Origin of the sequence: Dietzia sp. 111N12-1 (genome assembly GCF_001658045.1) — a bacterium.
Classification (GTDB): domain Bacteria; phylum Actinomycetota; class Actinomycetes; order Mycobacteriales; family Mycobacteriaceae; genus Dietzia; species Dietzia kunjamensis.
In genome coordinates this window covers 90,173-115,087 of record NZ_LSSV01000027.1, presented here as the reverse complement: position 1 = coordinate 115,087, position 24,915 = coordinate 90,173, and the positions used below count along the sequence as shown (strand labels likewise).

Below are 24,915 nucleotides of genomic sequence, written 5' to 3'. Positions count from 1 at the left end.
CGACTGGGCGGCTACTCGGACTGGTTCGGACAGGCGTCGACGGCCACCTGGAGGGTGATGTCCCCCGCCCGCTCGAAGGTGAAGGTGACCGGGATCGACTTCCCCGGCTCGGCGCTGTCGTCGAGACCGAACATGAAGGACCTGAACGGCCGGTCGGGTGCGTCGGCGTCCTCGACGTTCTCCACCGGTTGACCGGCGGCGATCGACGACTCGGGGGCGATTTCGAGGGCACCCGCGGGGGCGTCGATCTCGACCCGCTCCGCGGCGGGGCTGGTGATCTCCGAGAGAGTCTCCGCCTCGGTGGAGCTGTCGTTGACCGCGGTGAAGCTCAGCTGAGCGGGTGCGTCCACCTGCAGCGAACAGTCGATCGCGTAGGCGGGTGCGATGAAGACGTTCTCGACCGAGGTCTGACCGTCCGTTTCTCCTCCGCCGCGGTTGGTCGAATCCGGTTCCGGGTCGTCGGACGAGCATGCGGTCGACACCCCGAGGGCGAGGGCCATCGCGGCCGAAGCGGCGTACCGGGTCATTGAGATGCTCATAGCCGACACGGTACCCACGGTGGGCGTGTCGGCACACCACATTCTCCCGGTACCGCGGTGCGGCCTACTCCGGGTCGGTCACCAGGATCGGCCCCTCGGGCTGCCACCAGCCCCAACGGGTCTCGGTCCCGGTGGTCACCTCCGCGGGCGCCGGCGGGTCCTCCTGATAGGTGCCCAGCGGCGTGTACGCCTCGATCGAACCCCAGTCACGGTTCCAGTCGTGGCGCAGGTACGACGGGATCGTCCGGGCACGCTGGGCGGTCTCGATCCACCCGAGCGGCCCACCGGCCTCGTAGGACATCCACGTACTGGTGGCGCTCACGGCGAGCGGACGGTCGGGCAGGATCCGGAACTCCGGCAACTCCGCCACACCCGCGTAGTGCTCGAACGGCCGCTGGCACGGGAACTGCAGGCTCACCGCCCAGTCGAGCAGGACGGGCGACTCCGACCCGACCATCTCCTGGACCGTCACGAGCTCGGGTGCGCGCGGCGGGGTGATGGCGGTCCACTGTTCGGGGGTGAGGTCGTTGTCGTCGACCCGGACCCGCATGACATCGGCGTCGGCGGGGGCGTCCTGCATGTCCACCCGCAGGTTGCGCCACGTCGGCGCGGGACCGATGTCGAACGGCACCACCGGCTCGCCCACCGTGTCGACCCCGGCGTCGCCGGACCGGCCGAACTCGACCACGACCTCCTGGCCGTACTCGTAGAGCCCGTCGGCGTCGTAGCGGCCGATCCGGCCGGCCGCCGAGATCACCAGGAGCGGGTGGGACTCGCGGTTCTCGGGCAGGCGGTACCAGCCGGTCTCCAGGCTCGCCTCCCGCTGCGGGCCCACGAAGAACGACCCGAGCACCGGGGTCGTGGCGGGGTCGAGCCCGAACGGCAGGGCCACCGTGGACTCGTTCACGCCCTCCGCCCCGCGGCCGCCGGCCGTGCCGGCGCTCTCCCCGGTGCTGACCGACGGGCCGCCGCCGGGCTCGGAGGTGGTGTTGGCGGCGCCGGGGTCGGCCACCACCGCGTCGGCCGACAGGTCCGGGGCGACACCGTCCGGGGTGAACGCGGTGTTCTCCCCGGCCTCGAGGGCGGCGGCCCGGTCCCGCGGGTCGATCGACCCGTCGGGCAGGGGGGTGGCGTCGAGCGGGTCCAGCATGCCGGCGTTCGCGTCGGGCTCGACCAGGACGCGGTCGGCGAGCATGCAAGGGTTGCCTGCGAGCGCGGACACGTTCCCGGCGGCGATGGTGTAGGCCGGGTACTGCTTGTGGATCCCCTTGGCGAACGAGGCGAACGAGAAGACCACCAGCAGTCCCGCGACCACCGCGATGGGGGCGGCGGCGAAGGTCCGCACCCGGCGACGACCCGCCGAGGTGCGGGGCGCGTGCTCACCGATGTAGTCACGACGGAGGTGCTGCCAGCCGGCGAAGGCGAACGTGAGCACGGCCAGGGCGAGCAGCACAGTGGCGGCGTCGATGCCGCGGACGCTGGGTGCCTTGTCCCACCACGGGATGCCGTAACTGGAGACGTACCACCAACCGTTGGGGCCCGCAAAGGCGAGCGCGACCACCACGAGGATGACGCCCAGGAACAACGTGCGGTTGCGGGCCGTCCGGACGGCGGACGCGGAGATCGCGAGGGCGCCCAACGCGGCGATCGCCCCGCCGATGCCGGCGTACACACCGAAGTGGTGGGTCCACTTGGTGGGCGAGAACATCATGAAGAAGGCGGTGCCCACGACCACGCCGACCAGGCGCCAGACCGGTCCCGAGGCTGCGCCGGGCACCTTGCCGCGGCGCAGCATGGTGCCGATCACCAGCGCCAGGCACAGCAGCACGAGCAGGACCGGCAGGCGGCGGGCGAGGGACCCGTCCACCGTGGGGATCATCAGGTAGTAGTAGCGGACGAATTCCTCGAACCAGTTGAGGTTGGGGCCGATCTCGCCGCGGACGCGGATGGCCTCGAGGACGGCGGCGAGGTTCTGGACGCCGAAGACGACGATGAGCACCATGGTGCCGGAGGCCAGCACCGGGGCGATCAGGGCGAGGTACGAGCCGATCCGGCGGCCGCGCACGACCACGGTGCGGACGACCGCCCGCAGCCCCATGATGAGGGCGGCGACGGCCATGAGGCCGGTGGGGCCGGTGGCCAGTGAGAACGAGGCGATGATCACCGCGATCGCGAACGGGAGCATCCGGCGCGTGGCTATCGCCCGTTCGACGGAGACCCAGGTGAGCAGGGCCCCCAGCGCGATGACGGGCTCGGGCCGCAGGCCGTTGTTGAACGCCATCCAGAACGCGAGGAACACGGCGGCGGCGCTCCAGAGCACCACCGGGGTGGTGCGGGCGGCCCGGCCGAGGCGTGGCAGGACCTCGCGGCTGATGACCAGCCAGCAGAGGATGGCCGCGACGAGCGCGGGCAGGCGCATCCACGGGCTGGCGGTGGAGACCTGTGCGAACAGCGTGAGCAGGTCGTAGTAGGGGGAGCCGAAGGGCGACTCGGGGACCCCGTACCAGCGGTAGTAGTTGGCCATGTACCCGGCCGGGTCGGCGGCGCGGGCCATCGTGAGGATGTAGCCGTCGTCGGAGGTGTTGCCGCCGATGAAGTGCCAGATGCCGAGTGTGCCGATCACGACGACGTCGGGCGGCCGGATCTTGAACCAGCCGCGCGGCAGGAAGCGGCGGGCGCGCCGGCCGTCGGTCTGGTCGAGTGCGTGCAGGGCCCACAGGGCGACCGCGGTGGCCAGCAGGCCGATCACGATGGCGGCCCACTTGAGGGCGGTGGGGTCGGTGGTGAACCGGGAGTCGACCTCCACGGTGGCGCCGAGACCGTCGGGCACGGCTGTGTCCGAGGGCAGGTCGGTGTAGACGCCCACCACCATCGGGCGCAGGTCCTCGGCGTCCACCCTGCGGGTGGCCGCGGGATCGTCCATCCCCTCGAACGCCGCCTCCACGTAGGTGGGGGCCGCGACCACGCTGAGCCGGGTGCAGTCGCCGGCCTCCACGCGGTCTCGCGGTGCGGAGACGATCACCCGGTTGCGCGAGATCACGTCGACCGTCTCGGCGGAGGCGCGCACGAACAGTGCGCGGTCGCCGGCCTCCTCGCCGCCGGCGGGCGCGGTGGCCAGCAGGATGCCCCCGTCCTCCGGGAGATCCGCGACCAGGGTGCACGGTGCGGTGGCGGTGAACCGCTGCGGCGAGTGCGCCATGAGCGGGGCGGTGACCGAGTCGACGGACCCGTTCTGCGGCCACTGCACGGTCGAGGTCGTCTGCTCGACCGGCAGGAACGGCAGGGAGAGGAAGCACAGGGTCCCCAGGAGCCCGCTGACTATCGAGATGAGACGGAGTCGCTTGACGCGGGAGTCGGCGGCGACCGAGCCGGCCACCGGGCCGGTGGCCGGGGCGGTTTCCGGGGACGGGGCCGGCGAGGAGTCTGACACGACGACCGATTCTAGGCGACGATCACTTCATCGGACCCGGCGTGGTCCAGCCCCACCGCAACTCGCTGCCGCGGACCAGTTCGGCCGGACTCGCCTGCGGGTCCAGAGGTTCGAACCGCTGGAGCGAACCCCAGTCCCTCGACCAGTCGTGGTCGAGGTAGGTGGGGACCGTGATCGCCTCGACCGTCTGGGTGGTCCACAGCAGGGGTCCGCCGCCGCCGGCGCTCTGCCACCAGTTCGCGGCGGAGGAGGATTCCCGGTCGGCGAGGATGCGGTATCGGGGGATCTCCGCCACGCCACCGTTGTGCACGAACGGTCGCTGGCACGGGAACGCCAGTGCCACCACCCAGTCGACGAGCACCGGGTCGGTGTGGCCGACGACCTCGTCGAGGGTGCGCAGGCGCGGGTTCCGTGGTGGGGTCACAGCGAGCCACTGGTCGGGATCGAGGTTGCCGTCGGTGGCGACCACGCGGACGACCTCGGCCTCGGCGGGGATCGACTCGAGCGGGATGCGCAGGTTGCGCCAGGCGGGGGCCGGCCCGATGTCGATGGGGGACATGGACCCCATGACCTCGAAATCGGTGGGTCCGGCGGGGCCGACCCGGCCGGGGCGTCCGTACTCGATCCGTAGGTCGCCGCTCCCGATCCGGCCGGCGGCGGCCATGACGAGTAGCGGCCGGTTGGGGCTGCGGGCGGGGAGTTGGTACCAGGCGCTGGTGAGTTCGGCGGCGACCTGCGGCCCGCGCCGGTACGAACCGAGGACGGGAGTGGTGTCCGGGTCGAGGCCGAAGGGCAGGGCCACGGTGGAGCCGTTGACGGTCACGGCGCCGCGGCCACCGGTGGTGCCGGCGTCCACGCCGTCGCCGGGGTCGCGCTCGCCGGTCTCGGACGTCGCCAGGGAGCCGGAGGCCTCGGTGCTGTCGACGGTGATGGAGTCCGGCAGACCGTTGGGGGCGAAGCCGTTGACCACGCCGGCCCCGAGGGAGATCTCCGGCCCGGCCCCGATGGCGCCGAGCAGTCCGTCGTTGGAGTCCTCCTCGACCAGCACCGAGTCGGCCAGCGCGCAGGGTTCGCCGGCCAGGGCGCGCATGTTGCCGCGCCCGACCGTGTAGGCCGGGGTCTGGGCGAACACGGCGATGACCGCGGAGGACAGTTCGAAGATCACCACGGAGAACGCGACGACCGTCAGCGGGGCGCCGCCGATCCCGGCGTGGCGGCGCGGGCGGGCCGTGTCCCCGGAGCCGCCGTCCCGCCGTCGCGACGCGGGGGTGTCGGCGTGCGTGCGCAGGAAGGGCACCGCCTGTCTGATGCGGACGCGGAGGGCGGCGCCGGGGTCGTCGGGCAGGATCCCGGAGTGGATGAGCCCGGCGATGAGCAGACACACGAATCCGCCGACGAACGCGACGTACTGGATCTGCACCCCGCCGATGGCGGGGAAGGAGTCCGAGAAGGGGATGCCGTAGTCGGAGACGTACCACCAGGTGTTGTCGGTGGCGGTGGAGAGTCCGACGACGAGGCACAGCGCCGCCCACACCAGCCAGCGGTTCCGGCTCAGCGACACCGTCGAGGAGCGCAGCGCGATCACGGACAGCACCGCCAGGGCTCCGGCCAGTCCGGCGAACACCCCGAAGTGGTGGGTCCATTTGGTGGGCGTGAACACCAGGAACAGCAACGATCCCGCGATCACGCCGATCAGCCGGCGGGACGGCCCCGCGGCGGCGCCGGGGATCCGCCCACGCCGCAGCATCACGGCCGAGACGAGCACGAGGCACATGAGCATGAGCAGGACGGGGAAGCGCCGGGCGACCCCGCCGTCGGCGGAGACCCCGAACAGTGCCTCCCAGCGTTCCTTCTCCCCGTACCAGGGCAGACTCGGACCGAGCTCGGTGCGGATGCGGGTGGCCTCGAGGACCGCGGCCAGGGTCTGGTCGGCGAACACGGTGTAGAGCAGTGCGAGGCCCACCGCCAGCACGGGTCCGAGGATCGCCGCCCATCCGACCACCTGCGCGCGGCGGCGCACCATGCGGACGAACTCGCGTGCGCCGGCGGCCAGCGCCGCCACGCACATCAGCCCGGTCGGGCCGGCACCGAGGGAGAACGCGGCCACACCGATCGCCGCGACGCCCGGCACGAGGCGGCGGGTGGCGATGGACCGCTCCACCAGCGACCAGGTGAGCAGGGCGCCCAGCGCGATCACGGGCTCGGGCCGCAGCCCGTTGTTGAACGCCATCCAGAACGCGAGGAACAGGGCGGCCCCCGTCCAGCGCGGGCCGCGCCAGGTGCGCGCGAGTCGACCCAACCGGGGCACGACCTCCCGACTGATGATGAGCCACGCGAGGATGCCGCACACCAGGGTGGGCAGGCGCATCCAGGGACTGGCCGTGGACACCTCGGCGAACACCCGCAGGATCTCGTAGTACCACCCCACCGGGGACTCGGGGGAGCCGAGCCAGCGGTAGTAGTTGGCCATGTATCCGCTGGGCCCGGCGGAGCGGGCCATGGTCAGCAGGTAGCCGTCGTCGGAGGTGTTGGCGCCCACGAGGTGCCAGAAACCCAGGACGCCGATCACCACGCCGTCGACCCCGGACAGTCGCGACCAGGACCGGGGCACGAACCGTCGACCCGAGCGGCCGTCGATGCCGTCGAGGCGGTGCAGGAACACCACGGACGCGAGGGTGGCAAGGACGCCGATCACCATCAGCACCAGCTTGAGCAGCGTGGGGCTGGACGAGTAGCGGGAGTCGACGGTCACCTCCACCGTCGACTCACCGAGCCCGTCGGGTGCGGTCGCGGCCGTGAGGTCGGTGAAGACGCCGGTGACCTGCGGCCGCATGCTTCCGGGCACGGCGGCGCGCACGGCGTCGTCGGCGTCATCGGGGTCCCGTTCGAGGCCGGTGAACTCTGCGGTGAGGATCCCGGTCTCGGCGCGCACGTGCAGCGTCTCGCACGCGGGGTCGCGCAGGGTCGACAACGGCACGGACAGCAGCGTGATGTTGCGGACCGCGACCTCGATGACGGGATCGCCCGCGGCGTCCCGGACGCGTTGGACGACCAGCCCGTCGGAGATCCGCCCGGGGGCGTCCTGCGGGAGGGTGGAGAACACGATCGTGTTCTCCGGCACCTGTGCCAGCGGCGCGCAGGGGGCGGTGATCGTCAGGTCGAGCGGCCGCCCGGAGACCAGGGGCGCGGTGACCGGGGCGTAGTCGGGCCCGGCCGTCCACTGCACACGGGTGGTGTCCTGGTCGACGGGCAGTATCCCGGCGAGGACGGCGAGGAACGCACCGAGGAACCCGGTGATGATCGCCCACCGGCGGTGGCGGTCCATTCCGGGGTAGGGGTGCAGTCCGAGGGGACGCTCACGGTCGGTGTCGCGCACCTCGTCGTCGTCACCCCCTGGCACGGTCCCTGCTCCCGGGTCGTCACCGGACCCGCGGCCGTCACCCGCTCCCCGCGTCGTCACCACGTGATCACCGCACCACGATCACGGCGAACGGGCCCACGTCGTGGACCTCGAAGTGGGGGCCCTCGACGGCCTCGGCGGGGATGGTGACGCCGAACCGTCGCACGTTGGGGTCGTTGGGGTAGGTGTCCTCGGCCAGGCGCAGTGCGTATCCGTCGCCCGACCGGCGGGTGACGATCGCGTCGGGGCCGCGCCACGGGGTCTGGTCCATCATGGCGTGCAGCTCGGCGCCGCTGGTGGCGTCCTCCCACCGGAGCATGGCCTCGTTGCGGTCGGCGTACCGCCCCAGGGGGTTGGCGTAGTGGGAGGTGACGGCCTGGTAGGCCAGGTACGGGTGGTAGGCGAGGAAGGCATCGGCGGTGCTGACGACGACGAGGTCGGTCCGCCTCCGGCCGGGGAACGCCTCCCGGATGGTCTCGTCGACCTCGGCGTAGTGGGACTCGGGCCCGGGCGGGTAGCGGTCCGCCCGCTCTCCGTGACCGTCGGTGTCGGTGTAGGCCAGCCGGATCTCCTCGTGCAGGTGATCGGGGATGCCCTGAGCGTGGGCGAGTGCGGCCAGTGAGGCCAGGACCCCCACCACCGCGGTGGCCCGGCGACGCCGGTCGGCCGCCTCCGCAGCGGGCCGGTCGGTGCCGTTCTGGCGCCCGGCGAGGCGCACGGCGAGGCCGGCGACATCGGTGATCGCGAAGACGCCCGCCACCACGAGCAGACCGATGAGCACCGGTTCGAGGCGGAAACCGAGCATGGTGGTGCCCAGGACGGTGATCGCCATCGAGGCCAGGCACCACAGGTAGACGGCCACCACGCCCAGGCCCAGCGCCTGAGCGCGGCGCGAGGTCCACGCTCGGGCGACGATCCAGACCAGACCGGCCAGACACACCCAGCCCGTGAGGCCGCCGGCGGTCATGGGCAGCGGCAGGCGGGCGCCGGCGTCGGGCAGGTAGTGCATCGCCGTCCCGGAGTCGGCCGGGGTTCCGCGCAGGGCGGCGAGCAGATAGGGCGCCCACACGATGAGCGCGATCGCGATGGAGCCGAACCCGATCGCCGCGAGCCGGACCGAGGGCAGCCAGAGCGGGAGGGGTTCACGGGCGGGATGTGCCCCGTCGGCGCGGTCGGTCCCACGGTCCTCCGCACGGTCGGCGCGGCGGCCGGCGAACACGGCGGTGACGGTCGCGACCAGCGCCATGAGTACGACGGTGCCCGCCGCCAGACCCGTGTAGAGCGTGTACATGCTGGCCGAGACGCCCAGGAACAGGGTGGTGGTCAGGGCCGCACCGCGACCGGCGTGCCGCGCCGTGGGGTTGACGGCGTGCCACGCGAGGATGAGCACAGGCGGGAGGAACAGCGCCACGATCGCGCCGTAGGGCTCGGGGCTGCCGTAGGCGAGCATGATCGAGGTCGACGCCAGTCCCACCGCCGCCCCGAGGTCGGTGCGCAACAGGCGGGTCCACAGCACGGTGACCAGCGCGGCGGCGATCGCGAGCGAGAGGATGGACCACGGCTTGTACGCCGCCCAGCCCTCGAGGCCGGCGAGGTCGGCGAACCGCCCGCCCAGCCAGAACCAGCCGGACGGATAGAACGAGGGCAGGTCGGCGTACGCCATGTCGGGCAGTCCGAGCGAGGTCGCCGAGCGACCGAGGAACTGGGTGCGGAACTCCTGGTCCACGCTCACGCCGTGCAGGTACAACCGCGATGCGGCGAGCGGGATCCCCAGTGTGGCGGCGACCAGCAACGCGGAGCCGGTGGGGGCCGCGAGCTTACCCAGACGGACCAGCGCGGACCGACCGCCCGGCTGCTCGCCGGCGCGTACGGACAGTATCCCCAGCACCACCAGCGCGATGGCGGCGACCTGACCGACGACCGTCAGCGCCCGCAGGACGTTGGAGTTGCCGTAGGCGGGGAAGGAGACGAGGGAGAACCCGGCGAGGACGACCGCGGTGACGACGGCGGCCAGCAGCGTCGCCGCGCCGGCCAGGCCGAGCCCCCGGAGCGCCACCGGCATCCCTAGAAGGGGAGCTTGCGGAAGATGGGGCGGGGGACGTGCGTGAGCACGGCCATGACCCCGCCGAACGCGGCAGGTGCGAAGACCGCGCCCTTACCGGCTCCGGCGTTCTTCACCGCGATGCGGGCGACCTCGTCCTTGTTGATGGTCAGCGGCGCCTCCTTGACGTGCGCCGACATGCGCGTGCGGACCTGGCCGGGCCGGATGACCAGGACGTCCACCCCGTGCTCGGCCAGCGCGTACCCGAGGCCGGTGTAGAAGGAGTCCAGCCCCGCCTTGGTGGAGCCGTAGACGAAGTTGGAGCGGCGGGCACGGAGACCCGCGGCCGAACTCATGGCGATGATCCGGCCGTAACCCTGCGACTTCATCCGTTCGGCGAGCAACACGCCCACCGAGACCGCGCCGGTGTAGTTGATCTGGGCGATCTGGACGGCCTTGCGCTGGTCGGACCAGAGTTCCTCGTTCTCACCCAGCAGGCCGAACGCGACGATCGCCACGTCCACGTCCCCGCCGGCGAAGATCTGCTCGAACGCGGCCGGGTGGGACTCGGTCGCGGCGGCGTCGAAGTCGACCACCTCCACCGCGCTCGCACCGGCGGCGGTCATCTCCGCGCGCGCGTCGTCGACCCCCGGGTCTCCGGGCAGGCAGGCGAGGATCACGCGCATCGGGCCCTGCTGGAGGTACTCGGCGCAGATGGCCAGGCCGATCTCGGAGGTACCACCGAGGAGGAGCAGGGTCTGGGGGACGCCGACGGCATTGATCATGGGCAGGAGTCTACCGAGGGGGTCCGACGCTGCTGCGCCCCTCACGGGTGGCGGGTGGATCGGGACGGGCGCGAGGCGGTGTGGGCCGCTGCGCGGTGGCCCGGTCCGGCCGGCCCCCGGCCGCCCGGATCAGATGAATCGAGGTCGTCCGGGCCCGGCTCGGCGCGGTGCGCGTGGCCGTGGGCGTACCGAGGTGGGTGACGGGGCCGGTCTGCTCGGGGACCGTTCCCACACCGCCGAGGGCGGGGTGGTCACGATCAGGGCGACTGCGGCGACAGCGGCGCGGAGGATCATGGCGGGCTCCATTTCGGACGCGTCGGTAGACGCTCGTGGTCCGAGGACATCCTCCAGTGTGACGCCGGGCCGGGGTCGTGTGTAGCCCCCGCCGGCGGTCCCCCGGCGGAGGCGCGTCGCGGCCGTGGAGCCGGGCGGCGGCGGCGGGGAGGCCCCGCCCCGGTCGACCGTCAGATCAGCTCGAGGCGACGCCCCATGTCGGAGACGAACACGCCGTTCGGGTCGATCCCCCGGCGGGTGGCGATCCACGAATCGATCCGAGGGTACATCGCGTGGAAGCGCTCGGCCGGGACGCGGGAGTCCTTGGCCGTGTACAGGCGGCCGCCCATCGACATGACCTTGGCGTCGAGTTCGTTGACGAACGTGTTGAGCCGGCTGTTGATCGGGAAGTCCACGCAGACGTTCCATCCCTCCATGGGGAAGGACAGCGGCGCCTGGTTTCCCGGGCCGAAGAGCTTGAAGACGTTGAGAAACGAGTAGTGCCCCGAGCGCTGGATGTCGCCGATGATCTCCTTGAAGCCCTCGACCTCGCCGGGCGGGACGATGAACTGGTACTGCAGGAATCCCTTGGACCCGTAGGCCCGGTTCCACTCGGAGAACAGGTCGAGCATGTGGTAGAACGCCGGCAGCGTCTTGATCTGGTTCCGGGACGTGACCCCGAGCCGGTAGTACACCTCGCCGATGGGGCCGAAGGTGTACTTGTTCGCGAGCCCGTTGGGGAAAATGTCCGGGAAGGTGATGAGCGGCTTGGCGTCCATCGCCAGGGGGTTCTTCGCCAGCTTGGGCGCGTATTCCTCGAGTTCGGCGAGGGTGGCCAGCGACCCGCGGGACACGGCTGCCCGGCCGAGCTTCGGCGGCGCGCTGATCGCGTCGAACCAGGCCGAGGAGTAGGTGTACTTCGACTCGGAACCGTCGGTGTGCAGGGCGATCGTCTCGTCGAGCGACCCGGTCTGATCGGAATCGGCCAGGAAGAAGGCGGTCTCGGTGCGGGTCATGGCGATCCACACCTTGAGGATCACGCCGGTCAGGCCGTTGCCGCCGACCGTGGCCCAGAACAGGGTGCCCTCCGGGTCGTCGGCGGTACCGCTCGGCTCCAGGGTCAGCACCCGGCCGTCGGCGACGAGCAGTTCCATGCGGGTGACGTGGTTGCCGAAGGACCCGGCCGAATGGTGGTTCTTACCGTGGATGTCATGACCGATCGCGCCGCCGACCGTGACCTGCCGGGTGCCCGGGAGCACCGGAACCCACAGGCCGAACGGCAGGGCCGCGCGCATGAGCTGGTCGAGGTTCACGCCCGCGTCCACCACGGCCAGCGCCTTCTCGGCGTTGAGCTCGTGGATGCGGTTGAAGTGGCTCATGTCCAGCACGAGACCGCCGGAGTTCTGGGCGCTGTCGCCGTAGGAGCGACCGAGCCCGCGGGCCACCACGCCGCGGTGCAGGTGGGCGGGGCTCGACGCGTTGGCGTCGTTGACCGCCGCCACGGCTGCCGATATCTCCTCCACGGACCGTGGGGTGAGCACGTGGCTCATCGCGGGAGAGGTGCGCCCCCAGCCGGTGAGGCGCTTGAGTTCGGTGTCCAGGGCGGACTGGGCCGGGGAGGAGTTCTGGGCGGTGCTCACAGGGTCGAGGGTACCGCTCAGCGGCTCCCGACCCACCCCGCGACGGCCCCGGCGTGACGTCCGCAACGCCCCCGGCGCGCCCGACCGCTGGTGACGCTATCGGCAGCCGGTGGTGAACGGGACCCCGCGGGCGCGGTCGTCGACCCAGTCGAGCGCCGGGCCCACCGCGGTGTAGGCGGCCAGGATGTGCTCGCCCGGAACGGGCGTGTACTCGACGTCGGCACCGGCCGCGCACCACTCGTCGGCCAGCTGCCGGGCCGTCCATTCGGGGACGAACGGGTCTCCGGGACCCCGCGACGAGCCCGGGCCGGGCCCGATCGGCGCGGCGGCGTCCCCGTGCCACACCTGCACCGGGCCGGTCGGCACCTCGCGCGGGTCCGCGCCGTGGGCCGGGTCGGCGGTGCCCAGCCGGTTGCGGGCGAGCACCTCTGACACGGTCGGGTCAGTCCGCGGGTCGGTGGTAATCAGCGTCGCCAGCGGGACGGGGAACAGCCCCGACGCGGTGTTGGCGGCGGCACACGAGTCGCGGAGCCCGTGGGCGGCGACGTCCCCGGCGTCGCTGAGCAGTGTGTACAGCTCGGGGTACTCGCGCGCGATCCCCAGTACCGCTGCTCGGTAGAGCCCGGAGGCGAGGTTGCCGTCCATCGTGTCGAACAGTTCCGAGTAGTCGGCGGGGACACCGCCCACGGACGACCCCACGAGCACACCGGTCAACTCGGGCGCGTAGACGGGCTGCAGCTGGGCGGCCCAGCCGGTGGCGATACCGCCGCCGGAGTAACCGACCTGGACGACCCGCGAGTCGACGAACATCGGGCCGGTGTCTCCGGGTGGGACGAAGGCGCGGGCCGCTCGGATCCCGTCGAGGACCGCCCGGCCGTTGGCCCGTCCGGCCGCGTACGCGGCCTTGGGTCCCTGGAAGTCGGTCACGACCAGCCCGTACCCGCGGTCGGCGAGGATCTGCAGGAACGGTGGCATCTCGAGGTTCAGCTCGTGCGGCAGCGTGTGCGACGGCATGCACGTCAGGCCGAGGGAATCGATGGTGACGTTGAACGACACGAGCGGTCGCGGACCCGGCCCGGCCCAGGGGGTGGCCGGCTCGATGATGGTGGAGACGATCTGCTGCGGTCGGTCGTGCGAGTCGAGACTCTGGACCAGCACCTGCCAGCCCCGGCCGAAGTTGCGGACGTTGTGCGGCGGGATCGTCACCGGCCTCGTGTCGAGGATCGTCCCGGGGGCGGTGGCGGGATCGACCTCGGGCGGTGCGGAGTACCAGGGATCCGGTGACGGGCTGGGCAGATACCGCTCTGGCGTGCGCTCGTGCGGGGGCGCCGGTCGGAACGCCGCCAGCGGATCGGGCAGCGCCGCGGGCGAGGACCCGGGCGCCGGCGCCGGCATCGCGGCGGTGGACGGGACCCCGACCACCACGCAGGCCAGGGACACGATTGCCGCGGCGACTGCGCGGGCGGGACGGAGGGGACGCCGCGACCTCATGCGCGTACGGTATCGCGCGCCTCGGACATGGCCACCGGGCGGTCGGCACATCGACCTCGCCGGACCCTCCCGGTCGGGGCGGGTCGGTCGTAGGCTCTCCCACGTGGGGTCGACGATGATCGAGATCGGGCCGGCGTTGGCGGTGGCCGTCGTCCTGTTCGTGGTTATCGGCGCGACGGCGGCGTGGCTGGGCGGCACGGGGCAGGAGTGGGAGATCCCGTGGACGTCGATCCGCGCGGCCGTCCAGCTCGTGGCGCTCTCGCTGATCATCGGGTACGTGGCCGACCGGCCGTGGCTGGTGGCGGCATTCGCGGTGGTGATGGCGTCCGTCGCCTCGTGGGCCGCGGCCCGGAGGCTGGCGCAGCGCAGCGCGCCTCAGGCTGGTGCGGCGCGGGTGACCGTGCGTGATGCGCTGTGGTGCGCGGTGGCGGTGGCTCTGCCGGCGGCGGTGATCGTCCTGGGGTTGCTCGCGGCCGGGGTGGTCCGCCCCAACGGATTGTCGGTCATCCCGGTGGTGGGGATCTTCCTGGGCAACGCCATGGCGGTGGCGGGCCTGTCCGGCCGCCGCGCGCACGACGAACTCGCCACCCGTCACGGTGAGGTGGAGGCCGCGCTGTCGCTCGGCTTCACGGACATCCCCGCGCGGATGATGGTGTGCCGCGAGGCGGCGGCGACTTCCCTGCAGCCCTCGCTGGACCAGACGCGCACCATCGGGTTGGTCACGATCCCCGGGGCGTTCGTCGGGATGGTGCTCGGCGGTGCCCGTCCGTGGGAGGCCGGGGTGATGCAACTGTTCGTCTCGACCGGGATCCTCGCGTGTGGCGCGATAGCCCTGGTGGTGACCACCCGTCTCGTGGCCGCCGACCGGTTGTAGCCGGGAGACGCCTCGCGCACGACGCCCGACTGTCGGCCGGTGGGCCGGACGGTGGGCGCCGCGCGCGAGTAGCGGTGCGGTGGGCTCGCGCTCAGGCGGAGCCGCGGGTGGCCGGCGTCGACAGGACGACGCGGCCGGTGGGCGTGTACGACGGCGAGACCGGGCGACGGTTCGGAGTCCGCAGCGGCGACGACGGCGGGATGGCCCGGCCGGTCGGCGTGTACGAGAACGCGGTCGGCGCGTTGTTCATGGCGGGATTTCGGTACTGCGACATGGGGATTCCTCCTGGTCGGGAAGCGAGCTGCACAGCCGCCACGTCCACTGGTGACGAGACGACGAGCCGTGCTCGGATGCGTTGGGTGGAGGCGACGACGGCTACCCGGGAATGGCGCGGACCTGGTGGTGAGGGCGCCGGGTGAGATGGGGTGGCCGGAACGGATCGCTCCCGCGGAATCGAACGCAGTCGGCGGATGTGCCGTTTCCGGTTCGACCAGAAGCGGGCTGGTGTGCCCGCGGTGGACAAAGAATGGCACGTCGCAGACCTGCACGCAAGTGGGTGACGATCTTCACCGGATCCTCACGGAGACCTCTCGGGTGCCTCATGCGGAGGCGGTGGAATCGAGGTGTCGGACGAACCGGCAGACGAGGCCCCCCGCGGGGCAGGACGAGGTGAGGATCATGAAGACGAACTCGAACAGGACGATCCGTCGTTCGATCGGCGCGGTCGCGGCCGTCGGCGCGTTGGCGGTGGCGGGGGTCGGCGGTTACGCGTTGGCCGGGTCCGACGGGCCCGCGGAGGACACCCGGGTCGCGACGGTCGCGACACAGCAGCAGACGGGAGGCCCCCAGGGGCACCACGGACAGCAGGGCCAGGGCGGACAGGGCCATGGCGGGCAGGGCCAGGGCGGAGCGGGCCAGCAGGCCCCGCAGGGTGAGAAGGGCCAGCGTGGCGAGAAGGGCCAGCGTGGCGAGAAGGGCCACGGGCTCGAGGTCCCCGCGCCCGCCGGTACGTTGTCGGCCGAGGAGGCCGAGACCCTGTCGATGATGCGCGAGGAGGAGCGGCTCGCCCACGACCTGTACGTGGCGTTGGGCGAGGCGTGGCCGGACCGCCGGTTCGACAACATCTCGGCTGCGGAAGCCCGGCACGGTGAGGCCACGGCGACCCTGCTCGCGAACCACGACCTGCCCGACCCGTCGGTCGGCTCCACCCCGGGAGTGTACGACTACCCGGAGCTCCAGGAGCTGTACGACGACTGGCTGGAGCGGGGCCTGACCTCGAAGTCCGAGGCGCTGGCGGTGGGCGCCGAGCTCGAGCGACGCGACATCGCCGATCTCGAGGCCGCGATGGCGGCCACCGAGCAACCCGATCTGGACGCGGTGTACGAGCACCTCAGGGACGGATCGGAGAAGCACCTGGCGGCGTTCGAGCGAGGCTGAACACGAAGGTGGACCCCTGGCCCGGGCCCCGGGAGGCGACTGTGAGGTCGCCCCCGTGGGCCCGGGCCAGTTGGCGTCCGATGGTCAGACCGAGGCCGGATCCGCCGGCGTGTCCGCCGGGCCCGCGATGGAACCGCTCGAAGACGCGCTCGGCCGAGTCGTCGTCCAGGCCGATGCCGGTGTCGGCGACGGTGATCTCCGCCCCGCCGGAGGTGCCGCTCACCGAGACCGTCACCCGGCCGCGCTCGGTGGCGGCCAGTGCGTTGACCACCAGGTTCTCGACGACCTGCGCCACGCGGTCCGGGTCGACCGTCAGGCGCACCTCGTCGTCGGGCAACTCCACCCGCAGGTCGACCTCCGTCGAGGCGAACCGGGGCCGGAGCCGCTCGACCGTGAGGCGCACCAGTTCGGCCAGGTCGGTGACCGTCGGCGCGAGGTCGAGGCGGCCCTCGGTGCCCCTGGACAGCGTCGACAGGTCCTCGGAGAGGCGCCGGAGCCGGGCGCTCTCGGCACGCACGTGACGCAACTCCTCCACGCCGAACACGCCGTCGGCGATGCCCTCCACGTACCCGTCGATCACGGTGAGCGGCGTGCGCATCTCGTGTGCGACTTCCGAGATGAGACGCATCCGGCGCGCCTCGGTCTGGTCGATCGTCCGGGCGAGCGTCGTCACGTCGTCGGCCAGGGCCGCGATCTCCCGCTCGGGGGGACGGGTGATGCGGCGGGTGTAGTCCCCGGCGGCTATCGCGGTGGTGGCGGCCCCCACCTCCGCCAGCGACCGGAGCATGCGGCTCCCCACGATCCCGGCGGCGAGGAGCGCGACCGCGACGCCGGCGACCGCCCCCCACACCGTGGCCGTGGTGACCGCGTCGGCGACGGTCGAGCGCAGACCCGGGCCGGCGCCGCGGTTTCCGACCCCACCGACCCCACCGGGACCGCCGGGCCGGAGCGAGTCGTCGAAGAGCATCGGAGCCGTCAGCCGGACCACCACCAGCACCACGATCACACCGACCACGGCCACCGAGAGGTGGGAGAGGAACAATCGCCCGCGCAGGGTCCGGATCATCGCGCACCCCCGTGACCCGCCGGCCGGAGGACCTTGTAGCCCGCGCCCCGCACGGTGGCCACGAAGCGGGGTGCCGCCGGATCGTCCCCGAGGGCCCGCCGTAACCCGCGCACGTGGACGTCGACCACCCGCTCGTCCCCGAAGTACCCGTCCTGCCACACCGCGTCGAGGAGCTGTCGGCGGCTGAACACCTGCCCCGGGGCGGCCGTCATGGTGGCCAGCAGATCGAACTCGATCGGGGTGAGCGGGACCGCCGATCCGTCGACGGCGACCTCGCGCGCCCCGACGTCCACGGTCAGCGCACCGACGGTGAGCGGCGGCGTGGCGACCACCACCGGACCCGTCTCGCGTGCCCGGCGCAGGACGGCGCGGACGCGGGCCGTGACCTCGCGGGGGCTGAAGGGTTTGACCACGTAGTCGTCGGCCCCGGCCTCGAGGCCGATCAGCCGGTCGACCTCCTCGGCGCGGGCGGTCACGAGGATCACGTACACCGGTGACACCGCCCGCAGGTCGCGCAGCAGGTCGAGGCCGTTCCCGTCGGGCAGTCCGATGTCGAGCAGGACGAGGTCTGCGGCGCCCACCAGCTCCCGGGCCTGGGCCGCGGTACCGGCCTCGTCGACGGCGAAACCGTCCGCCTCCAGATACCCGCGCAGGACACGGCGGATGTGGGGTTCGTCGTCCACCACCAGGACGCGGCGGCGGGCGGCGGGGTCGGGGGAGTTCACGCCTCCAGTGTCCCCCTCGGCAGTGCGTGACGCCGTGCCCTCGGCCGGCGATCTACCCTGGTCGCGTGACGACATCCAGCGGCGGACCCATCCACGGCAGCCCGGCGGACCCGCCGGAGGACTCCGTCCTCGACTCCCTGCGGGGCGCCGTGGACCCCCTCGAGGCCCGCCACGAGTCCGACCCGGCCCGCCCGACCGACCTGAAGACGCAGGCCGTCCGGTTCTTCCTGACCGGCGTGCTGTCGGCGATCGTCGACTACGGGCTCCTCCAGCTGCTCAGGGTCCTCGGCCTGGACTACGGCACGGCCAAGGCGCTGTCCTTCGTCGCCGGCACGCTCACCGCCTACTCCTTCAACCGCCGGTGGACGTTCCAGGCCGAGCCGTCGCGCGCCCGGTTCATCGCCACGATGGGCCTCTACGCGCTGATGTTCGGCGTGCAGTGGGGCCTGTTCATGGTGCTGACACCGTGGTTCCTCGGTATGGACTGGAGCCCGTTCTGGGCCACGACCGTGGCCTACGTCATCGCCCAGGGCGTCGCCACGGTCACCAACTTCATCGTCCAACGGACCGTGATCTTCCGGGTGCGCTGAGCACCGTGACGGTCGCGCTCGTCCTGCTCGCCGCGGTGGCGCTGGTGGTGTTGCCGGGGGCGGTGGTCTGCCTGGCCGCCGGCACCCGGTGGCGGGACGCGGTGGCGGCCGGGCCGGCGCTGACGCTCGCGGTGGTGGCGGTCGGCAGCGCGGTCACCGCCGCGGTGGACCTGCGCTGGGGCGTCGTCTCGGCCGGGGTGACTGCGCTCGCCGCGCTGGTCTGCGCCGTCGTCGTGGGTATCGCGTCCCGGGTCACCGACCGGGAGACGTGGCGGCGTGGCGAGGGGGAGGACGACGACGACCCCCGCCGCGGCGGGCCGGGCCCGGGGGTGGCGGACCTCGTCGTCGTCGTCCTCGCGGTGATCCCGGTCGCCCACATCCTCGTCGCCACCCGCGGTCTCACCGCCATTCCCCAGGGCTGGGACGCCATCTTCCACGGCGGCGCCACCCGGTTCATCGCCGAGACCGGGCGGGCCGGCCTGACCGACCTCGCGCCGGTGAGCCAGCCCGCCAACCCGCACTTCTTCTACCCGGACACCTATCACGCGTTCGCGTCGCTGCTGGTCGGGCTGCCCGGAGGCGGCCTGCCGGAGGCCCTGGGCGCCGTCTCCGCGGCGACCGGGGTGGTGTTCGTGCTGGGGGTCGCGGTCCTGGCGGCCCGCCTCTGCGGGGGGTCCCGACTCGCGGCGGTGGCGGCCGCCGCGGTCGCCGCGTCGGCGTGGACGTTCCCGTACCTCGCCCTGGTGCGCGGACCCGTACTGCCGTTCGCGCTGGGCGTCGCGGTGATCCCCGGACTGCTCCTGCTGGGTGAGCACCTCGCCGCCCGTCGGTCCCGGATGCCCGCGCACGCGCTGCTCCTGGGCGCCGGGATGGCCGGGGCGTGGTCGGTGCACCCGTCGGTGGCACTGGCCGCGGCGATCCCGCTCGCCGCGCAGGCCCTCGCCGGGCTGGCCGCCGCTCCCGGCCTGCGCCCGCGGCTGGCGGTGCTGGGCGCGTTCGTCCTGGCCGCCGTGCCCGCGGGGGCGTACGTCGGGTGGTCGGTGAGCATGGTGTCGTCCGGGACCACCCAGTCGCTCGCCGGGTTCTCGTGGCCACGGGAGGTGGGTGTGGCGCGGGCGGTCGCCGCGGTGCTCGACCTCGGTCCCACGGCGGTGGCCTCGGTGGGCATGGCCGTGGCGGTGATCGTGGGACTGGCGACGGCGGTCGCCGACCCGCGGCGGCGTCGCCCGCTCGCCGCCCCCGTCGCCGCGCTCCTCGTCTACGGGACCCTGTACGTCCTGGCCGCGGCCGTCCGGGGCGACTGGGTGCGGACGTTCACCGGCTTCTGGTGGGACGACTTCTACCGGTTCGCGTCGCTGCTCGTCCTGCCCTCGGCGGTGCTGGCCGGGGCCGGCGTGCGGGCGCTGGTTCCGCGCGGGTCGCTGCGCCGGCCGGCGGCCCGGGTCGGCGTGGCCGTGGCAGTTGCGCTGGCCCTGCTCACCGCCTCCGGGCACGCGGTGATGGCGCGGGACCTCACCGCCTGGGGGTACGCCGACGGGCCCGCGGTCACCGCCGACGAGCGGCTCGTGCTGGACGCGCTGGGGGAGAGGTACGACGGCGGGGTGGCCCTGAACGACCCGTTCGACGGCACCGCCTGGGTCTACGCGCTCCACGGGGTGCCGGTGGTGTTCGGGGCGCCGCTCGCCGACGACCCGGTCGCGCAGGTCGGCGCCGACCGCATGACGCTGTACACCTCGGTCAACCGCTACGGTTTCGACCCGACCGTCACCCGCGAGATGCAGCGCCGGGACGTGCGCTGGGTGATCGTCGGGACGGAGTCCGTGGGCGGGCCCGGCCGGCCGGGTGGGTTCATCGGACTGCACCTCAACCCGAACCTGCGGCTGGTGGAGGCCACTCCCGGCGCCCGCCTGTACGAGGTCCTGCCGGTGCCCGCGGACCACCAGCCGCTGCCCCCGCCACCCGGCATCCCCCCGGTGACACCGCCGGGGCAACCCCCGAACACCGACTCACCGGTCGTCGAGGCGGCGCCCCCCGGCCCGGGGGCTAGCCTGGACGGCACCGCCTAACCGACTCCCAGGAGCGCATCGCCCCATGGACGCCCCCACCGTGACAACCACAGACGCCGACACCGGGACCGACCGGCCCGAGCGCGACCTGCTGCTCCAGCGCACCCTGTTCTCCGGCCCGCGCCGGTGGGTCAACGACGACCTGTATTCGCGGATCACGCGGGGCGTGGTGCGCCGCACCCGCACCGAGCTGCACCTGGAGCCCGGCGCGATCGTCGACACCAACACCTACTTCGGCCGGTTCGAGGCGTCCTACTGGCAGCGCTGGACCGTCGTCACGGAGCTGACCGTACGGGTGTCGGTGGAGACCGTCGGGCAGGTCGACGTGCTGGTGCGCGCCTCCGACATCGGCTCCCACGTGCGGACGGTGGAGGTGGTCCACCACCACGGCGACGGCATGGCGGTGTTGCACGTGCCGGTGGACGCGTTCACCGACGGTGGCGCGATGTGGCTGGAGGTGCACGCCGTCGACGCGCCCGCGACGGTGTCGGAGGTGGAGTGGAGTACGACGACGACGAGGCCCGCCCGCCGCGCCGCCGTGGCCATCTGCACGTTCAACCGGGCGGATGACTGTGCGGCCACGGTCGACTCGCTGGCCTCGGATCCCCTCGTCGCGGACCTGATCGACGACCTCTATGTCACGGACCAGGGCACCGATCTGGTGGAGACCCGCGATCCGTTCCGGCACGCGGCGGAGGAGTTCGGCGACCGGCTGCACTACCTCCGCCAGCCCAACCTCGGCGGTGCCGGCGGCTTCAGCCGCGGACTGTACGAGGCCACCGCACCGGACGGCCCGGGGCCGGTGGACGTGCTGCTCATGGACGACGACGTCCGGGTGGAGCCCGAGACGGTACTGCGGCTGTTCGCCTTCGCCGCCGTCACCCGCGAGCCGATGCTCGTGGGTGCCCAGATGCTCTACCTGTTCAACCCCGACTACCTGCTGGTCTCGGCCGAACGGACGCAGCTCGACGAGCTCCGGGGCGGGTTGGACGCCGACGAGTTCGCGCTGCGTGACGAGTCGGTGGTCGCGGGCCGGCAGGAGCGGCGGATCGACGCCGAGTACAACGCGTGGTGGTCCTGCCTCGTCCCCGGCGAGGCCGTGGAGCGGGTCGGACTCCCCATGCCGTACTTCTTCCAGTGGGACGACATCGAGTACGGCCTGCGCTGCCGCCAGGCGGGGATGCCCACGTGCACCCTGCAGGGTGCGGCGGTGTGGCACGCGGACTTCTACTGGAAGGACGGCGACGACTTCGGCCAGTTCTTCTCCCTGCGCAACTCGCTGACCACAGCGGCGGTCCGGCAGGGGATCGACCCCAAGGACATGGCCAAGAACCTCGCCCGGAGCGTCCTGCGCGCGGTGGCGGCCATGCAGTACGGGCTCGCCGCCACCCGCCTGCGCGGGATCGAGGCGTTCCTCGACGGGCCCGACGGCACCCACGGCGTCGGTGACGGCGGTCAGGCCGCGCTGGCCGCGATCCGCGCCGAGCGCGCGCGGTACCCGGAGACCGCCAAGCTCGGGGTGGAGGCCCTGCCCGCCGGGGTCGGTGTCCAGCGCAAGGTGGGGATCCCGAGGGAGGACCGCGAGGACCAGGTGCTCGCCAAGCGGCTGCTCGTGCAGAAGTTGGGCCGGCAGCGCCGCGGCGTGGTGGCGATCCCCTACGAGGACGCGGCCTGGTGGCACGTCTCCCTGTTCGACGAGGTGTACGTGACCGACGCCTCGCAGACGGGGGTGCACCACCGCAAGGTGGACCCGGCGCGGGCCACCGAGCTGCAGAAGCGGCTGGTCGCACTGCTCTCCAGGTTCGTCCGGGAGGCCCCGGCAGCCCAGGAGCGGTGGCGTGCCGCGCAGGCCGAGCTCACCGCGCGGGAGAACTGGGCGCGGCTGTACGGACTCTGACCCGCCGTCCGCTCGCCGCCTAGGGTGGGTTGATGGTCGAGATCGTGCTGACGGTGGTGGGCGTGGCGCTCATCGTGGTGGTGTTGATGGACGTGTTCCACACGCTGATGCACCCCGGGGGCACCGGGTACCTGAGTCCCTGGGTGTTCGCGGGGATCTGGCGGGTGTCCCGGGCGACGGGCCATCGGGTGGGCAGCGCGGTGGGTCCGGCGGCCCTGGTGACGGTCATCTTGCTGTGGGTGCTGCTCCAGGGACTGGGCTGGGGAGTGATCTATTACCCGCACGTGCCCGCGGACTTCACCTACTCCGACGGGATCGATCCGGACAGTCTCCCGGCGTTCGTCGAGGCCCTGTACTTCTCGTTCGTCACCCTGGCCACCCTCGGGTTCGGTGACATGGTCCCCTCCGATTCGTGGGTCCGGTGGATCACACCGTTCCAGGCGTTGACGGGGTTCGCCCTGCTCACCGGGGCCCTGACCTGGTTCAACCAGGTGTATCCGCCCTTGTTGCGGCGGCGGGCGTTGGCGCAGGAACTGTCGCGTCTGGACGAGGTCGACTTCCAGGGACGGATCCCGGACCTGTCGACGGAGCCGGTGTGTGCGCAGTTGACGGCGGTGGCCGACAGGGTCGAGGAGGTCCGGATCGACTTCTTCCAGCACTCCGAGGGCTTCTACTTCCGCGAGCAGTTCGCGGACCTGTCGCTGCCACGACAGCTGGCCGGCGCGGTGCGACTGTCCGAACCCGGCCCGGCGGGGTCGCCGGCCGCCGTGGAGCTGGGTCGCCGCCAGCTCGCAGTGGCGCTGGAGCGGCTCGCGGTGACGCTGGACCAGCAGTTCCTGCACCGCGGTGGTCTGCCGGAGCAGGTGTTCTCCGCCTATCTCCGCGAGCACCACCCCTAGGGGGCCGGCGGTCGATCACGGCACCAGGGCCACCGCCTTCAACTCGACGAGCTGGCCGGGGAACGTCAGCTCGCTGACGCCGATCGCACTCCACGCCGTGGGGACGTCCGTCCGGGGGATGTAGCGGCTGCGGACGTCGAGGAACAGGGGCAGGTGGTCCTGGAGACCGACGTGGTACGTGGTCATCTCCACGATGTGCTCGAAATCCGACCCGCCGGCCCGGAGTACCGTGCCCAGGTTCTCCCAGGCCGCCACGAAGTGATCCTCGAGGCTGCTGTCGATGACGTTCATCTCCGAGTCCCGCCCGGCCTGGCCCGAGCAGTAGATCAGGCTGCCGACCTTCACTGCCGGTGAGTAGTTGAACCGCTCCACCAAGTGGGCCATGTCCTCGGGAACGACGATTTCCTTCTGAATCTTTTCCTCCGTCTGTGAGTCGGTGTGACAGGTTGATCCTCGGCGGACGATGAGTCGAGTTAGCTAGCTGCGTGTAACAGCGGTGGGTCGTGAGATTCCACAGGTGTGGCGTTCTCCACAGACGCCGCCCGGAAGGCGGCTTCCCGGCCCTAGAGCAACGGCTCCGTGCGCCACAGTGACGGGTATGGAGATCCCAGATGCGTCCCGTGCCCGAGTCCTCGATGCGGGAGGACGCGGTGCGGAGACGGTGGCCGGCGACCCGCCACCACCGGGCAGAATCCGCCGCGGCGCACAGGGAACACGGGGTGCACGGGGCGTTCTGCCACCCGGCCCGCTGACCACGGCCGAACTCGCCGTCGCGGTACCGGATCCCGCTGACCGCGCGCGCTATCGGCGGATCTGGCACGGAATGTACCGGCGGGAGGACCAACGGGACGATCTCCGCATGCGCAGCGTCGCGCTGGCGCGGACCTGGCCCGGAGGGGTGCTGCGCGGGCGCAGCGCCGCCCTGCTGTGGGGCGACGACTCCGCGCCCGCGGACGCGCCACCCGAGATCTGGCTGCCGTCGACGCGCAGGTCGCGTCCGGGCAGGGTGTACCGCTACGGTTCGATGCCCCCGTCCGCTGTCACGGAGATCGACGGGTTGCGTGTGACCACCCCGCTGCGGACCTGCCGGGACCTGGCCGGAGATCTGTCGTTCGAGGACGCGGTCGTCGCGGTGGAGCGGCTGTGCGGGATGCTGCCCGAACTGCCGGGCCAGTTGTCGGGCGCCGCCGGGCATCCCGCCGGGCGTGGTGCGAGGGCCTTCCGTGAGGTCGCCGGGGCGGCGGATCCGCTCTCGGGATCGGTCGCGTCGACCCGGGCCCGGCTCGAGTTGGCGGCGGCGGGGTGCGGGACGTTCGGGCACGGGCACACGGTCCGGCTGGGGCACTTCACGGTGGAGTTGCCGCTCGCCGATCCCTTCGACCGGTGCGTGGTGTTCACGCCCGGCGGGCGGGCCCCGTCGTTCGGGAGACCCGCCGAGCGCTACCGGGAGCACTTGCGTCGGGCCGGATGGACGGTGATCGTCGTCCGAGGACCCGTCTCTCCGGAGGGGGCCGCGGCGCCCGCTCCGTCCGCTGTGCCCGCTCCGTTTGCCGGGCCAGCCGCGCTCACGCCTCCGGGAGGTCGGGGGGAAGGGCACCGCGCGGCGGCGGTGCTGAGGTCGCGCTGGCCATCGACGGAGGTCCGGTCCCCGTTGCGCGAGGACGGCGCGGTGGATCCGCACGGCATGTGGTCAGGCAGCCCCTGGTGAGGAGCCCGGGTCAGGAACCCCGGTGAGGAAGCCCCGGTAAGGCCCGGCCCCGCC

General features: G+C 72.5%; 18 protein-coding genes. 7 read left to right on the top strand and 11 right to left on the bottom strand.

What is annotated here, in order from left to right:
• Positions 1 to 11: 11 nt before the first annotated feature.
• The 7 genes from AYO52_RS06445 to AYO52_RS06415 all read right to left on the bottom strand — a co-directional run bounded on the left by AYO52_RS06445 (position 12) and on the right by AYO52_RS06415 (position 13,599).
• Positions 12 to 539 carry a hypothetical protein gene (locus AYO52_RS06445; protein WP_156523543.1) on the bottom strand — a complete coding sequence of 176 codons (528 nt, stop codon included), beginning with the start codon at positions 537 to 539 and terminating at the stop codon, positions 12 to 14.
• 64 nt (positions 540 to 603) lie between these two features.
• On the bottom strand, positions 604 to 3,969 hold the full coding sequence (locus AYO52_RS06440) for an arabinosyltransferase domain-containing protein (RefSeq protein WP_067714797.1): 3,366 nt from the start codon (positions 3,967 to 3,969) through the stop codon (positions 604 to 606).
• 22 nt (positions 3,970 to 3,991) lie between these two features.
• The gene (locus AYO52_RS06435; protein WP_082923833.1) at positions 3,992 to 7,369 is read right to left on the bottom strand and encodes an arabinosyltransferase domain-containing protein; all 3,378 of its coding nucleotides are present in this window, start codon (positions 7,367 to 7,369) and stop codon (positions 3,992 to 3,994) included.
• A gap of 67 nt (positions 7,370 to 7,436) precedes the next feature.
• Positions 7,437 to 9,431: an arabinofuranosyltransferase gene (locus AYO52_RS06430; protein ID WP_067714794.1), complete on the bottom strand. Its 1,995-nt coding sequence runs from the start codon at positions 9,429 to 9,431 to the stop codon at positions 7,437 to 7,439.
• Between the two features lie 2 nt (positions 9,432 to 9,433).
• Positions 9,434 to 10,195: a decaprenylphospho-beta-D-erythro-pentofuranosid-2-ulose 2-reductase gene (locus AYO52_RS06425; RefSeq protein WP_067714791.1), complete on the bottom strand. Its 762-nt coding sequence runs from the start codon at positions 10,193 to 10,195 to the stop codon at positions 9,434 to 9,436.
• Between the two features lie 464 nt (positions 10,196 to 10,659).
• Positions 10,660 to 12,108, bottom strand: a complete 1,449-nt coding sequence (locus AYO52_RS06420; protein WP_067714788.1) for an FAD-binding oxidoreductase — start codon at positions 12,106 to 12,108, stop codon at positions 10,660 to 10,662.
• A 96-nt stretch (positions 12,109 to 12,204) separates the two neighbouring features.
• Complete coding sequence (locus AYO52_RS06415) at positions 12,205 to 13,599, bottom strand: lipase family protein (protein ID WP_067714785.1); 1,395 nt, start codon at positions 13,597 to 13,599, stop codon at positions 12,205 to 12,207.
• Positions 13,600 to 13,702: 103 nt separating this feature from the next.
• Between AYO52_RS06415 and AYO52_RS06410 the strand changes: the two genes are divergently transcribed.
• On the top strand, positions 13,703 to 14,473 hold the full coding sequence (locus AYO52_RS06410) for an ABC transporter permease (protein ID WP_227022103.1): 771 nt from the start codon (positions 13,703 to 13,705) through the stop codon (positions 14,471 to 14,473).
• A gap of 91 nt (positions 14,474 to 14,564) precedes the next feature.
• On the opposite strand, the gene AYO52_RS06405 is transcribed toward AYO52_RS06410, so the two are convergent.
• The gene (locus tag AYO52_RS06405) at positions 14,565 to 14,747 is read right to left on the bottom strand and encodes a hypothetical protein (protein WP_067714780.1); all 183 of its coding nucleotides are present in this window, start codon (positions 14,745 to 14,747) and stop codon (positions 14,565 to 14,567) included.
• 404 nt (positions 14,748 to 15,151) lie between these two features.
• On the opposite strand from AYO52_RS06405, the gene AYO52_RS06400 reads away from it, so the two are divergent.
• The gene (locus AYO52_RS06400) at positions 15,152 to 15,910 is read left to right on the top strand and encodes a DUF2202 domain-containing protein (protein WP_067714777.1); all 759 of its coding nucleotides are present in this window, start codon (positions 15,152 to 15,154) and stop codon (positions 15,908 to 15,910) included.
• Here the strand turns inward: AYO52_RS06400 and AYO52_RS06395 are convergent.
• Positions 15,864 to 16,976, bottom strand: coding sequence for a cell wall metabolism sensor histidine kinase WalK (locus AYO52_RS06395; protein WP_067714774.1), 1,113 nt, complete (start codon positions 16,974 to 16,976; stop codon positions 15,864 to 15,866). The genes AYO52_RS06400 and AYO52_RS06395 overlap by 47 nt on opposite strands.
• Positions 16,973 to 17,701 (bottom strand): response regulator transcription factor, encoded by a 729-nt coding sequence (locus AYO52_RS06390; protein ID WP_067714771.1) that lies wholly within the window; start codon positions 17,699 to 17,701, stop codon positions 16,973 to 16,975. Before AYO52_RS06390 ends, AYO52_RS06395 begins: the two co-directional genes overlap by 4 nt.
• Positions 17,702 to 17,766: 65 nt before the next feature.
• On the opposite strand from AYO52_RS06390, the gene AYO52_RS06385 reads away from it, so the two are divergent.
• The 4 genes from AYO52_RS06385 to AYO52_RS06370 are packed head-to-tail and all read left to right on the top strand — an operon-like array spanning position 17,767 to position 23,153.
• Positions 17,767 to 18,291: a GtrA family protein gene (locus AYO52_RS06385; protein ID WP_082923818.1), complete on the top strand. Its 525-nt coding sequence runs from the start codon at positions 17,767 to 17,769 to the stop codon at positions 18,289 to 18,291.
• Between the two features lie 5 nt (positions 18,292 to 18,296).
• Positions 18,297 to 20,357, top strand: coding sequence for a DUF6541 family protein (locus tag AYO52_RS06380; RefSeq protein ID WP_067714768.1), 2,061 nt, complete (start codon positions 18,297 to 18,299; stop codon positions 20,355 to 20,357).
• A gap of 25 nt (positions 20,358 to 20,382) precedes the next feature.
• Positions 20,383 to 22,254, top strand: a complete 1,872-nt coding sequence (locus AYO52_RS06375; protein WP_067714765.1) for a glycosyltransferase — start codon at positions 20,383 to 20,385, stop codon at positions 22,252 to 22,254.
• A 32-nt stretch (positions 22,255 to 22,286) separates the two neighbouring features.
• Positions 22,287 to 23,153: a potassium channel family protein gene (locus AYO52_RS06370; RefSeq protein ID WP_067714762.1), complete on the top strand. Its 867-nt coding sequence runs from the start codon at positions 22,287 to 22,289 to the stop codon at positions 23,151 to 23,153.
• Between the two features lie 15 nt (positions 23,154 to 23,168).
• On the opposite strand, the gene AYO52_RS06365 is transcribed toward AYO52_RS06370, so the two are convergent.
• On the bottom strand, positions 23,169 to 23,537 hold the full coding sequence (locus AYO52_RS06365) for a RidA family protein (protein ID WP_067714759.1): 369 nt from the start codon (positions 23,535 to 23,537) through the stop codon (positions 23,169 to 23,171).
• A gap of 475 nt (positions 23,538 to 24,012) precedes the next feature.
• On the opposite strand from AYO52_RS06365, the gene AYO52_RS06360 reads away from it, so the two are divergent.
• Positions 24,013 to 24,861: a hypothetical protein gene (locus tag AYO52_RS06360; protein WP_227022101.1), complete on the top strand. Its 849-nt coding sequence runs from the start codon at positions 24,013 to 24,015 to the stop codon at positions 24,859 to 24,861.
• Positions 24,862 to 24,915: the final 54 nt, after the last annotated feature.